The organism is Flavivirga sp. 57AJ16 (assembly GCF_028736925.1).
Lineage (GTDB): Bacteria > Bacteroidota > Bacteroidia > Flavobacteriales > Flavobacteriaceae > Flavivirga.
Map to the genome: position 1 here is coordinate 81,376 of NZ_JAQZAT010000013.1, position 14,164 is coordinate 95,539.

The 14,164-nt window shown below is 36.8% G+C and carries 11 protein-coding genes; all 11 read left to right on the top strand.

Features of this window, described 5'->3' with window-relative positions:
• Positions 1–6: 6 nt before the first annotated feature.
• Entirely contained in the window at positions 7–1,131 is a 1,125-nt protein-coding gene (locus PQO00_RS15005) for a hypothetical protein (protein WP_274185668.1), read from the top strand.
• Positions 1,132–1,149: 18 nt separating this feature from the next.
• The gene (locus PQO00_RS15010; RefSeq protein ID WP_274185669.1) at positions 1,150–2,955 is read left to right on the top strand and encodes a hypothetical protein; all 1,806 of its coding nucleotides are present in this window, start codon (positions 1,150–1,152) and stop codon (positions 2,953–2,955) included.
• A gap of 12 nt (positions 2,956–2,967) precedes the next feature.
• Entirely contained in the window at positions 2,968–4,701 is a 1,734-nt protein-coding gene (locus PQO00_RS15015) for a hypothetical protein (RefSeq protein WP_274185670.1), read from the top strand.
• A 35-nt stretch (positions 4,702–4,736) separates the two neighbouring features.
• Positions 4,737–5,372: a hypothetical protein gene (locus tag PQO00_RS15020; protein ID WP_274185671.1), complete on the top strand. Its 636-nt coding sequence runs from the start codon at positions 4,737–4,739 to the stop codon at positions 5,370–5,372.
• Position 5,373: 1 nt separating this feature from the next.
• Positions 5,374–6,069, top strand: coding sequence for a hypothetical protein (locus tag PQO00_RS15025; RefSeq protein ID WP_274185672.1), 696 nt, complete (start codon positions 5,374–5,376; stop codon positions 6,067–6,069).
• Between the two features lie 22 nt (positions 6,070–6,091).
• A complete protein-coding gene (locus PQO00_RS15030) occupies positions 6,092–8,044 on the top strand; it encodes a hypothetical protein (RefSeq protein WP_274185673.1) in 1,953 nt (650 codons plus the stop codon).
• A 2-nt stretch (positions 8,045–8,046) separates the two neighbouring features.
• Positions 8,047–10,017, top strand: coding sequence for a hypothetical protein (locus PQO00_RS15035; protein WP_274185674.1), 1,971 nt, complete (start codon positions 8,047–8,049; stop codon positions 10,015–10,017).
• Positions 10,018–10,028: 11 nt separating this feature from the next.
• A complete protein-coding gene (locus PQO00_RS15040) occupies positions 10,029–11,471 on the top strand; it encodes a hypothetical protein (protein ID WP_274185675.1) in 1,443 nt (480 codons plus the stop codon).
• A 361-nt stretch (positions 11,472–11,832) separates the two neighbouring features.
• A complete protein-coding gene (locus PQO00_RS15045) occupies positions 11,833–13,230 on the top strand; it encodes a hypothetical protein (protein ID WP_274185676.1) in 1,398 nt (465 codons plus the stop codon).
• Positions 13,231–13,233: 3 nt separating this feature from the next.
• A complete protein-coding gene (locus PQO00_RS15050) occupies positions 13,234–13,572 on the top strand; it encodes a DUF4325 domain-containing protein (RefSeq protein WP_274185677.1) in 339 nt (112 codons plus the stop codon).
• Between the two features lie 4 nt (positions 13,573–13,576).
• Complete coding sequence (locus PQO00_RS15055; RefSeq protein ID WP_274185678.1) at positions 13,577–14,134, top strand: hypothetical protein; 558 nt, start codon at positions 13,577–13,579, stop codon at positions 14,132–14,134.
• Positions 14,135–14,164 lie beyond the last annotated feature (30 nt).

Sequence of the window (14,164 nt, forward strand, 5' to 3'; positions counted from 1 at the left end):
CATAACATGACCTACTTACCACCCATATTTATGATATTTTTTGTGCTCGGCCTTCATGTAAGTGCACAGCCCGATGCTGCTTCAAAGCAAATTGTAAACGATATCGTTTTGTATCAGGATTACCTTAAAAAAGATCAATTTTATTATGTGCCTTATGGTTTGAAACTTATTACCAACAGCGAAGGAAAGCCACAGTTTAAGTTTATTCAAATGCGCTATACAGGTACGCATGCTTATGGAGATCAAGGAAATACACGTTTTAGAAGTCTTTTAAGTTTTAGTGTCGCACAAAACAAACCTACAAACCAGGAATTGGACCAGCTAACAGACGCATTACGTTTAAAAGGACTGTATGTCAAATCATTAAAGCCAATTCCAATAAGCAATATTAAAGCCGTTTTAGTACATGCTGCCGATACGGCTACGGTAGACTCATTAAAACATACGGTGTCGGGAGGTTATTTTGAAAGCACAACAAATACATCGCAAAACGTCGATTGGAAGGAACGTGATTTTACCATGCGATTAAATAATAATGATGCCCAATTGTTTTCGGAAAGTTTTCAGGGAAATCAGCCTACCCTTAGTGTTAACTATAGTTATAGCTCAAAACTAACAAATTTAAAATCGGAAGAACTCACGGTAACAGGCCATGAGGATTTTGTTGAGGAGATGGCATCTTTTACAACCGAACAGGATTCTATAATCCAGTTACAGGAAGTGATCGTAAAGTCTGATGCATTACCAATAACCATTAATATTAAAAAATGGCCAGAGCTTATTAAAAAAGTAGATATCAATTCCCAAATCCCTTCAGATTATGCTGCACTGGATGTTTACTGCTATGATTTTAACAATAACATACGTGACGATTTATTTGCAAAGCGTATAGAAATAAAAGCAGTAGGAGTGGGAGGAAACGACGTCACCTATACAAGCACTTTCGATGCAAAGCATCCAGATGAGTATGCTAAAAGCATCCAGTTTGTCTATGCCGTAAAACTTAAGGAACCGTATCAATATAGGATCTCAGAAATCTATAAAGATGGACATTATACACGTCATGACTGGGTCATAGCAGACTCATGGCATCAAATATTAGACATTACAACAAAACCTATTGAGGAATAATACTAAAACATCTATATCATGAATACAAAAATCATCATACAATTAATAGGCTTTCTGGTATTTACATCACAGTTGTTTGCAGGTGTAAAATACGATGAAGGCCGCGTGCAAATAGACGGGATACAACTTTTGCAGGATAGCGAAGACGATAATGCCTATTATTACCTCACCAGATTTGTAAAACTGGCACAAAAGGAAGATGGCACCTATGAATTTTTATGTATAAAATATGTTGGAGAAGGCGAACAGGCTAGTGGCGGGATATTTCATGCCTTAGTAGAGTTTTCATTGCCCCAGGATGTTATAGAAGAAGTGGAGGCAAAACTAAAAACAAGAGTCAATGAAAATGCCCGCATTGTTGGGCCAGTTCCCATGCGCCAATTTACCAAGGAAGGACAGAGCGACATTGGAAAGTTTGATGTGGTTTCATCTATCTTAAATAATACGGAAGGCGAACAAGCATTTACCACCAATGTGCTTACCTCTGGATTTGCACCATTATTGCCAAACTCTAAAGCAGCCATAGCAGCAAAACTAACACCGTCTGGAACGACCTTATTATGGGAGTCCTTACAAGGTGCTACATCAGATGTGTCTGTGTCTGTTCATGGCTATTACGAAGCCGTAGTTAAAGGTTACAATGCGACTATAAGTGCAGAGGCCAGTACCATTTATGAGCATTATAGCAGAATAAGCAATGTGCAGAGTGGCTATACAAAAAGTGAGGTTCGGAAAGTAGCAGATCAAATGATTCAAGATCAGGTTATTAATGTAGACGTATTTGACAGGTCTGAAGGCCTTGGAATCGATACCAAGGATATGCAGGGGATTACAGATATCGTTACGGAAAAACTCATAGAACTTATGTTCGATACCAAAACAGGCTGGGCGAAAAAACCAGAAACCGAAGTGGCAGTAGAAGCAGGCCAAATTAAAGGGAGACAGGATAGAGGTTGGTTTGCAAATGTATTTGGAGGTAAGGATGATACCGAATATTATACAGATAATCAGTACGTAAGAAAAAGAAGGGAAGATATCAAAATCAATAAATTCTATCTCAATTTAAGTAAATCGACCACCATAAAAGTACCCGTGCATACTTCGGGGAATATAGGAGGTATTTACGATTTGATGAAAGATAACGACCGTTACTTTAGGGTTGTAAACCTTGCCGATTCCGATTTTCAAAAAAGAACCGTTCATTTTCAAATAGATGGCGGTTATACAGATGCATTCAATGAGATCTTAAACTCGGTTTCGATTGCATTTCGTAAAACTTATGACGATGGAAATGATGCAGCTACTTCCGATCTACTATTTACCCCAGATGATATTAAAGAGGGAAAAGACTTTAAACAGGTTATATATCCCAGACTTGGAATTACAGGAAGCGAGTGGATGGATTACGAATATAAAATTAGTTGGAATGTTAAGGGAGAACCCATACCTATTGAAATTCCAAAAGCTAAAGATCTTTGGAGCGTAGACAATGCATCGTTAGTCGCTTTGGTACCACCATTTAAGAAAAAAGTGGTCGATATTGATGCAGACAGGCCCACCTTTAAGGATAGCGGTGTTCGTACGGCAACCGTTCGGTTTTTTGTCATCCTTAATGGGAAAGCAACCTCGCAGCGTACCATTATTTTAAGGGAGTCTGATGCAGAAAGTACATTAAAGATAGCCTTATATCACGATCCCGAGGAGCCTTTGGCCTACCAGGTAACCTGGTACGGAAAGCATGGCAAATATGCCGAGGAGATTAAGCAACTAAAAGAAGATTACCTCTTTTTAATAACACCGACCGAAGACGATTTCAAGAATTAAAACCCAGTGATGATGAAATCCATATTTACTTATCTATTCATAATGGCATCAGGCATATTGATGTCCCAGCAAATCTATATAGACAAGGGCATTCAAGTAAATGGTTTGTGGTGTTTTCCAACACATAACAACCCAAAAGCTTACAAGTATCTGTCGACCAAAGCGCGATTGGCTTTAGATGAAGAACAGCACCCGAAGTTCTCATTTATGAGGTATATTACAGAAAAGCCATCAGCCGACGAAAATGCGACCAGTTCTGTTATAGAAGCTGGAGGCGGAGGTATTTTGCACTTTCTTGTGTTGTATGAAACACCTCAGGTACAAGTTGATGAAGCGGAGGTTTTGCTTAAAGAACTCTTGGAAGATGATGCGGTTTCTATTGATGGTCCCATTCTATTTGATAGTGCTTCCTATGCATTGGTTTCGTCCATACTGGATAAAGAGAGCAATGAAAATGAAAAACATTTACTCTCAGTTGGCAAGGCACCAGTTATGGAAAATAGCAGTATAGCCCTTTCTTTTGATGTCAATCCACTAAACTCAAAGCTACTTTTAGAAAGCTTTAAAATGGATACGCCAGATATTTCATTAGTATTCGACCTGTCATTCTCGGGGCTATCTGAAGCCTATGATGCAACGTTGGAAATAGATTGGTCCGAAATAAAAAAGAGTAAAAGTTTTGGAGCAGGGGGGAATATCTATTTTGTTAGTGCCGATGTGGAACTAGGTTTGGACGAGCTCTTTAAAAACAACAGTATCAAACTGGTTACAAATGGGGATGATGCCGATCTGGAATCATTACTAAATACGGTTTATGACAAATTATTGGATCTCATGTTTAAACCTGTAGAGCCAGCCATTGTTCCAGAGGAACAACGCGGCGGACTTATGGATGCCCTAAGCTCGATTATTGGTCAAGATGGCGCGTTGTCCAGTGGCAATACATTCAATTTTGGTGTGAATGCTTCTTTCCAAATGAAGGAACTTCGAACAGAAGGAACATCACATTTGGTCTTTAATGGAAGATCGACCGTAAACAGGCACCACTTCATCACTTTTAATATTGGCGATCTGTACCAGACCTATGGTCAAGATACGCGATTTTTTAGAGATGTACCCATTTGGGATCCTGCATTTCAACAACGCGAAGTCTTTGTAGGTGTAGATGGCGATCTGGAAAAAGAATTTGAGGACATGCTCAACAGTGTCACTTTGGCGATGCGTAAGCGACATGCCAATGGTAATGAAACCCTGTCCGAATTAATAATAAACAAAGAAACCTTTAAAGATTACGAAGGCCACCTGTCTATGCGCTACTTAAACCAAGGCGATAGTATTCGTACCGATTGGTTGACTTACGAATACAGAACCTTATGGAAGTTTAAAGGAGGCGGAGGCTACGAATCCAAATGGCAATCTGAAAATAGCGCCATGGTCAATCTATTTGTGCCTTTTCAGCGACGGGATATTGTCTTAGAAGGGGACATGGAATCGCTTAAGGAAAAGGGGATTAGGGCCATTTCCGTTCAAATCGACTATCCGTTTTTCGATCAGGTGAAATACGATAGAATGACCATACGTCCAACGGACAATTTAAAAGATAAAAATTTTAAAATCACGCTGCCCAATACCAGTGAGGAAGTAAACTATAACATTACATGGTTACGTAAAAACGGGCCAAGCATATCTAAAACAGGAACCGATCGATTTGGACTCATATTTATCGATGAAATACCAGAGGACTGATGCATACACCCAAAAAACATATTATATGTTTCATTATGATACTATTAGTAAGTAAAAAGACAATATCGCAGCGTATTTGTGATTATACCAAAGAGCATGTCAATTTATCTCATGGCATTTCAGTGGATATTTTTAAGGAACGAGGCAGTGATAATTATTATTATATCCCAAATCAATTACAATTATCTACAAAAAAAGGCAAACCGGAATATTCTTTTCAAGAGTATAAAGAGAATGAAAAAGCAGCGCCAAGTGGTGCTATTTTACATTGCCTGGTGACTTGGGGGATCACTCCAGAGCAACTCAATGAATTACGACTATGTGTAAAAAACAAACATGGAGAAAAAGCTTTGGTTGCAGGTGCTATGACTATGGAGCCTAAGTCCCAGAAAATAGAGTTTAGCAATACTATAATAGGATATATTTTAAAACACTCCCTTAAAAGTAGAGGCACTCTATCTACATTTTCCAATAGTAAAACGGCACTCTCATTTCATATTAAGGAAAGTGATGTCGCTACTGTTCGCGAAGCGATAAAGACCCCCTCTAAATTTAAAGGAACCACGATAACGCTTCATTATAAGTACAATTCATATACCTGTAATTCGGGCGTAAGACCCATGTATGATAATGAAACAAAAATTGTAGGGCAACTTCAAAAATGGTTTTAATATGCAAACGACAATCTCAAATATCGTAATCTTTCTATGCCTCGCTTTTTTATCGCAGGCGGCACATGCCGATGTTTATTATATTTTTTATGCCACTATTAATGGGAAGAGCGGGCATGCAGGCATTGCCATCGATAATTATAAAACAATCGTAAAAGATACACTCGACGAAAACGATCATCTGGTTTCTGTATATGAAACTATAAAAGATGGGACGCTTACATACTACGATTTGTGGCCGGAAAAAGATGATTTTAATGCCTTTAATGTAGATCACGATACCCCGGCAAGATACTATAAACTTCCAGCGGCATCATGGGAAGCCCCTATTACCATAAAATCTTTGTTACGTAAAGGCATTCCCCATGAAGAAGATTACCCTGTCGATGGTCTTATTCAGTTAAGATCCACTCCAGAAGCAGATGCCATTTTAAAAGAAGCTATCGAAGCCCTTATAGAAAAGAACCGATCCTTTAATGTAAGGACGTTTAACTGCGCAGATTTTGTGGAAATTATTCTAGAGAAACATCTCGATATAGAGATTCAAGCCGATGAGTCTGTATTTTTTAAACAGTCGACAACACCTAACAGGCTATATCAAGAACTATCAAAACTTAAAAATATAAACATGATAAAAAATGCAGACGAAAAGGCTAAAGGATCCTTTACCAGTCAGCGCTTAATAAAAAAAACATAATAATAATTAACACCTTAATACCATGAAAACTATAAAACAACACTTAAAACAATGGGCTTCCAAAGTCTTTTTGGGATGGATATTTATATGCTTTATAAGCATACAGACCATACAAGGACAAGCTATTTTAGACTCTCAAAATAGAGTTGACATCACTTTAGATGATGGTACAATCGTCGTATTGTACGGAAAAGCAAAAACCAGAGATCAAACTTTTTCCAGCGAATACCTTTATTTGCCGGTAAATCTGCATTTATCTAAACGTCCTGACGGTACTCCGGAATTCCTGTTTTTAAAATATACAACAGAAGAACGTGCCGATGCCGGGGGCGCACAAGGCGCACTTATGCATTTTTTAATGGAATGGGGCTTAAGCGATAAACAGCTTAAAGAAGCAGAGGTTAAATTAAAACAAAAAATCACCAAGCTTAACGAAAACTCCAGAAGCAAATACAGACGCGTTAAAAACCCGGTGATCCTTGGTGCTGCAGATGTAAAAGTAGAAGATGGGAATTCGTTTAGGATTATTTCTTCTGTACTCACCGATGAGGGCATGGCTAAGGTGATCGCTTCAGGAAATGCGTCACCGCTTCCCGGCTCTAAAATAGCCGTTGCCGCAAAACTTGATAAGACGGCAGCTCAACTATTAGCGGCCACTTTCGAAAAAAACCGTTCTATTACCGATGTATCCTTGGAACTGAGTTTTAAATATGATGTGCTTTTTCCGGCAGTTGATGGAAAAATAGTCATTGATTGGAAAAAAATCGAAAAAAGCTTTGAAAGTTTCTCTGCGAGATATACACATAACGATAGAGATACTAAAAGCGGGAGTGATGATAGATATAGCTACAATGAGGTAGATAGTATTTACAAAAGCGCTATAGAAAGTAAAGCCGTTATTTTTGAAATCGATAAAAATACGACAGACGATGAGACCGCAGATAAAATTGTAGAAAGTTTTATGAATGTGTTTACGGAGGCCTTGACGGATAGAGATGCTACTGCGCCGCCAACACCACCATCAGATGAGGAAGCCGCTGCAAGGCCCAACATTAGACATGGATCGAGATATGTGTACAATCAAACGAAAGCAGAAACCAGATTTCAACGTCAGCGAGAAGTCTATAACCTAAAGTACAGAGTAGCGATACCCAAGCACTTTCCACTTACAGGTAATTTAGGATCCTGGTATGATGGGGTTCGTGATAATCCAAAATGTATTTCATCGGTGAACTTAAACGATCCTTTTTTTCAACACAGGGATATTAACCTTATTCTGGATCTTAAGGCAGAAAATATGTTTGGCACAGAAGTAAACTATGTAACCGTAAATGTTAGAAAGAGAAGAAATCAAGGAAACGATTTTCAAGATCAAGTGACCATAGATAGGGACTATTTAAAAGAAAAAGGTGTGCGGGCAGCATTGACCTATGCTCGTGGCGAAGATAAGAATCCCGATGTTTTTGAATATAAGATGCAATGGAGTTTAAGCGGCGGTTATGTGTATCCCGAAGACCCAGAATGGATAGTAGGAGATTGGGAGGGTGTGCCATTGGCCGCTCCGGTACTTCCCAGAACGGTAGAATTAGAGGGGGATATTGACGAACTTAAGGATACCGATATCGTTAGGGTGACAGCAGCTATCCGTTACTATAAATTTGGAAAGGAAGTAGAAACAAATATTCCTTTAACCGTTTCCAAAGAAACACCACTGGTTGCCGAGACATTCTTTACGGATAAAGACACACAAGGCTATGCCTATCGCCTGATTTTTACTCATAAAAAAGAAGGGAAATTAGCCTTGCCCTGGGAAACAAAAATCAATGACAATTATATCTACGCTTCCATTCCAGAAGCATTTCAGGATAATGAATCCGAAGTGTTCAAAGAAGCTAAAGAAGCCGGGAAAGAAATACTTGACAGTGTAAAGGATAAAGTATTGGACAAATTTAAAGATGTATTAAAAGTAGACTGATTATGAAAACACTAATTAAATATTTAAGCATTTTTCTTCTTGTGTTTTTTTATAGTTTTTCAACTCATGCACAACAAGATTTTACCATGCAAATCGTATTGGACAAGCCCGTAGATGCTGGTCCCTTAAAGCTGTTTCCTGGTGTAAAGGACAAAGATTCTTATTGGTACTTACCAAACAAGTTGCGATTGGCAAAAAATGACGATGGTACCCCAAAGTTTAAATTTGTTAAATGGGTACATAATGAAGAGAACAATACGAATGAAGGTATAGGCGGTGGCGTTCTACATTGTGTCTATGGATTTGGAGTGACCGAAGACGAATTGGACGAAGCGGAAAAAGCCCTCAAAAAAATTAATAGTAGAGGGAAAATTATAGGCTCAGTTATTTATAAGGAAGGCACCGTTACGGTATCCATCCCTAAATTAATGGATCCAGAAAAGCAGGACATTGTAGCCATGGCACCCGCACCAACCATGGAAGGCAATTATGTGGCAGTAAATATGCAATTGGACAAGCGTTCTGCATCATTACTTTGGGATTCGTTTAAAACAGGTAATTCTTTGGTGACATTCAATTTTAATATGACCATTGCTGGGTATAACTCTCCCATTGAAGCAAAAATAAAGATCCATACAGATCAAATTTATGACAGTCAGCAGTTCAAGGCAGGCTTGGCAACGCCATGGTTAAATGCGGAAATCGATGTACTGGTGAAAGAACTTATAGACAATGGCTCTATAGAAATTGAAAAAATCGGCGATAACTTTAGTATGCAAGCAGCTATAGACAGAGTTGTTGAAAAAGCTACAGACTTATTATTTACGCCTTTTGGAAGTTCCCAAGGGCCTAGTATCTCCCAATTAACCTCGGCAGCCAACTCACAAGGTAATGAGAGCTTATTAACAAGAGCAACAAATCTTTTAAATACCTCTAGAACGGAAGCCAGAACAGAGCGGGATGCTGTTAGAAGGCGAAATGCAGAAAGAGAAAGGGCTGCTAGTGCAGAACGCGAAAGAACCACTAGTAGGGATACGACTTCAAGTGCTGGAAATAGTTCTGAAGCAGGGGATTTAAGACCAGAGCATTCGGGAGGTTTAGAACCAGGGGATTCTCAAAGAGGCGTCAACGGAGCCACCCCAAGCGGGGGCACGCCAAACCTTGAAGAGGAACCAAGCATGCCTTCTATTGCTATTGTGGCTTCTTATACCGTGAAGAAGATAAAAATATCCGGTACAAAAACATTCAGTCTAAAAGAAAGCTATCCAACGACCATCCCTTCGCCTTTTGGTGGCGATTTAGAAGTGAATATGACCAGTTGTCCTAAATGTTTTATAGAAACCAATCTGGACGATCCTGTATTTAAGCAACGTGAAATATTAGCATTGTTAGACGGGTTAAATGCCAATGATTTTGATAAGTATATCAATTACGGCACCGTACAATTACGTAAAAAACACGAGTCTGAAGCCTTTACCTATGATGAAGTGCGTATTACGCGTAAAAACTTTAATCAAGAAGGAAACCTGTTCACCATGTTATATGGATGGAAAGGAGACAACAACAGATCGAAGTGGTTTGATTACGATTACAAAATTGCCTGGAGTTTCTTTGGCGGAAATAATGTAGAGACCGATTGGGAATCTACGAACAGGAGTGCTATTAATTTAAACCCGCCTTTAACCCGGAGAGTGATAACCATAGAAGCCGATAAGGATTTACTTGATGAACAAAAGGTACGTGCTATAGATATTAAGATCTACTACAACTTAGGTGGCGACGACCAAATGAAACAATTTAGCATAAATCCGAAGAAGGATGTGCTTTCCGGACAAGTGGAATTTATGCTGCCTAATGGAAGTCAGGAGTATGATTACGAAGTGACCTGGAGACTTTGGGGTAATGAACAAAAAACATCGGGAAGACAAACAACAAGTTTTGAAACCTTATATGTAGATGAACTGCCTAACTAAAAATGAAACAGATGAAAACATTAATAAAAATAATATATATCGTACTTGTTGGGTTTTGCATCAATCAAGTACACTCGCAAACTACGGACAGAGCAACTATCATAGCTAATTTAGAGTTCTTTTATTACGATAACCCTTCTAATAGCACCTATTTAGGTATAGATAATCAGCAAGTTAGTAATGGTACGGAATCTGGATCGTTTTGGACCAATGCAAATACCACGTCACTTCGTGATTTTATAAGAGCATTGTTGAAAGACCCCAGTAATGGAGGGGATGCTTCATTACAGTATTACACCGCAAAATTGTTACGAATCAATAATAGAAAAATAGCCGTGTATTTATGGAATGACCAAACAGCTTTTACGGCATCAAGTGTCCCGTCTACGGTGCATAACCCCAGACCAGATGGTACTGGACATGTTTGGCCACACGCATCGCATTGGACCCTGGCACAAGAACCAAATTGGGGCGGCTATATGGATATGGGCATACACTACATTGGTATTCATGGCGCACAATGGCTAAAAGAAACTTTTCTTCATGAGCTCATGCACGCCGAAGATCAAACAAATTCACTGGCACTACCGTTTAATGTGGATGGCCACTGGTATCACTATGGAAACGATGGGTCGCATTTTTATACCGAAGCGGTGCCTAGTAAGCGTTTTGCCTATATGGAAGCCATCGCACACGTAGCAGCTTTTTATTTTAACTATAACCAATTTCAGCATCATTTTAATTGGTTTAATAGAAATGGGGATATGCGGGTAGAACGAAATGCCCCTTCGCAATGGCGACGATGGCTCCGTCAATTATTTGGTTATGATGGTCATGTATGGCTTCATGATGAAATAAGGGAAGCAACAGGTAGTAGCGGGAGACGATTGAACGACCAATATAGCGTATATCGAATTCAGGACCTACCGGGAAAATTTATTGTACATAACGAAACGGTTATGGCTATGATGATGACCATGACTTCCATGCACGTTGCAGAAATAGATCCGTTTATATGGGCAGTAAAAACCTTTAATACAAGAATATCGGCCAATCAAGGGCAAGACCCTTTGGCGCTCTTCGTAAAAGTATTCTCGGAAGGTATGTTACAGAATGGCGAGACCATTAGCGCTATAAAACAAGAATTGGATGCGCGTAATTATACAGCAGCCTCTGTAGATACGCCTTATACATTTATTCTTCCATTGGCGTATTCCGATTATTTTACGGGCTATACCAGTACCACAAAAGATCAATTTAAAGCCCTTTTTAATAACGAAATGGATACCGATCTTATTGATATTTATTGGGATCATTTTAAAGATAGAGTGCGTAACAATGTTACCATTCGTAGTAGTAGGTCCTTATCGGATATGACGACTATTGCGATGCAATGTGGCGTGAATCAAAGTTACCTTCCCGGTGCTAGTGGTAGAAGATATGAAGGAAACTAAAAATACTTAGTGTGTTCTATATATTATATATTATAGGTTGGTTGTAGCTATATCATGCTAGGTGTTGATTAAGGCCCCGGAATATTTCGGGGTCTTATGTTTTTAAACTATAAGGTGAGGTAAAACAAAAAACTGCCTTTTTTAGTTTTGTTTCTTTTGATTACTCTTGCCGCCACTAGTTTTGAAAACTAGTGAGGATACTTACTTTTTTAAAATTTAACCACCCATTTTTATTTTTTATTTGTTATTACTTTATAGAACCCTCTATGAGATTTTTTAGAGTGTTTAAATTATATAGGGCTGGTATAGGCAATTGTGTATATCTAATTGTTACCTGCAAGCTAAAAAACTGAACTTCTGAATGAAAAAAAAAAATGACGTTTATAAAAGGCGACTGAAGTCATCTCATGGTAAAAAGAAAAGAAGAGAAAAAAAGCTTTCTAAGCTTAAAAAAGGATTTCAAAAGTTTAAATCTGATGTCAGAAAAAATAATCCAGATGCTGAATTTATAAACTTTCCATTACATCATTTCTTACAAAAAAGCAGATTATTAAATAAACCTGAGTATGGTGAATCTCTAAAATATTTTCTTTCAAAAAAGGACAGTTTTGCGAGGGAATCATCAAACTTTACTGACAACAATTTTATAATTCCAGATAGATTTTCCATAATAGAAAACTATGTAGAAACAATGGTTTTTTTAAGGAAATTGTTTAATTCTTTACATAATCAAATATTTGAAGAGATTTACATAGACTATTCACAGTGTGAACAAATTGATGTTGGTGCATCTATGTGTATGGATATCATTCTTGGTGAATTTATAAACTACTACAATGAATCAATAAAGGGTAGGCATACGATTAAAGTAAAAAAAATACGTCCTATAAATTTTGACCATTATGATATCAAGAAAATATTATTTTCAATTGGTGCATATACTAATATTAGAGGATTCAAAATAAAAGATGGAAACATTATAGAATTCCCAATTAGGGTCGGAAGTAAAAAAAATATTAATCTTCCTAGTCAACGTGAAATAGATATTACACTTACAGTCGATTATATTATTAATTGTTTGAAAGCAATGAACAAAACCTTGACGGGACCAGCCGAAACAAATCTTTATAAAGTCATTGGAGAAGTAATACAAAATGCGGATGAACATTCAGATACAACGAATAGATATTCAATAGGGTATTTTGAGAAACCAGAAATAGAAAACGAGAAATTTGGAATATTTAATCTTGCTATTTTAAACTTTGGTAATACGTTTTACGAAACCTTTAAAAATGATACTTGTGAGAATACCGAAGTCCAAAATCAAATGAAAGAATTAAGTAAAAAGTTTACTAAAAAAAATCTTTTTTTATCACGTGAATTTGAAGAAGAAACCTTATGGACATTATATGCACTACAAGATGGAGTTACAAGAATTTCTAATTGGGATAGAGGTAATGGGGCAATAAGGTTTATAGAAAGCTTTTATAATCTAAAAGGAAAAGACATTAATGATAATATTTCTAAAATGGTTATAACAACAGGGCACACAAGAATAATATTTGATGGTACTTATAAACCTATTGAAAAAGTTAGAGGTAAGGAAGGTAAAAAATATAAAATGATGACTTTCAATTCAGATGGCAATATAGAAGAAAAACCTGATTCACGGTTTGTCAAATATGAAGAAAACTACTTTCCAGGAACTATGATTTCAGTTAAGATTAGAATTGATTATGAAAACACAGAAAATATATAAATTATGAATAAAACGAGTATTGATTTAGAAAATCACAGAACAAAAGGTTCTAAAGTTTTCACAGGTAGAGAGAGAGGAATTTCCGTACGCAAAAACACAAAAATAGATGTTTTAATAAATGAGTACGAACAAGTAGAAATTATCATTCCTACAGATATTATGTCTATTAACCCGTCTTTTTTAGAGGAGTTTTTAACTAACGTAGTAAAGTCATTAGGAAAAGATGATTTTTATAAAAAAATAAAATTTGTTTCAAATAGCAAGAGATATGATATCGCTTTAGATTTAGAAGAAGCTGTAGATAGAATATTACGAAACGAGAATGCTTTATCTAAAAAATAATATTATGATTTTACTTTGTATAGAAAAAAGTAGTTGGTTTAATCTTGAAACTCTAAGCAACCTATCGAACGTAATAATTGCATTTTTAACTCTCATTTTGGGATTTTATGTATTTGTTTATCAAAAAAATAAAGACAACAAATCCGATGAAGAAACAGAAATCAATAGAAGAAAAAATATAAAACTTCAATGGTTTAAAGAAATTATTATACAACCAAAGATAGATTTAGTTTTTAAATTTTATGACCAAATCAATAGCATAAAAAACAAGATAAATGGCAATGATTTAAATGATGATGAGAAAATAGAAATCATCAACTTTATAAAAAAAGAACAATCCACATTAAGAAAGTCATTTTTGGATTTAATTCAACATATTAATAACGATTTACACTCTGAATTATCGCTAAATGTTGATAAACTAACAGACAATCTAACAGATGTAATTTCTAATGATGAATTCAAATTGAAAAATGAAGTTACTTATAACAGAGAAATAAAGTCAAAAGTTGAATATTCATATAGTGAATTTTTATCAAAGATTTTTAATTACTGTGGGTAAATCCGGTGGGGAATCCCCCCGCTACCGCTA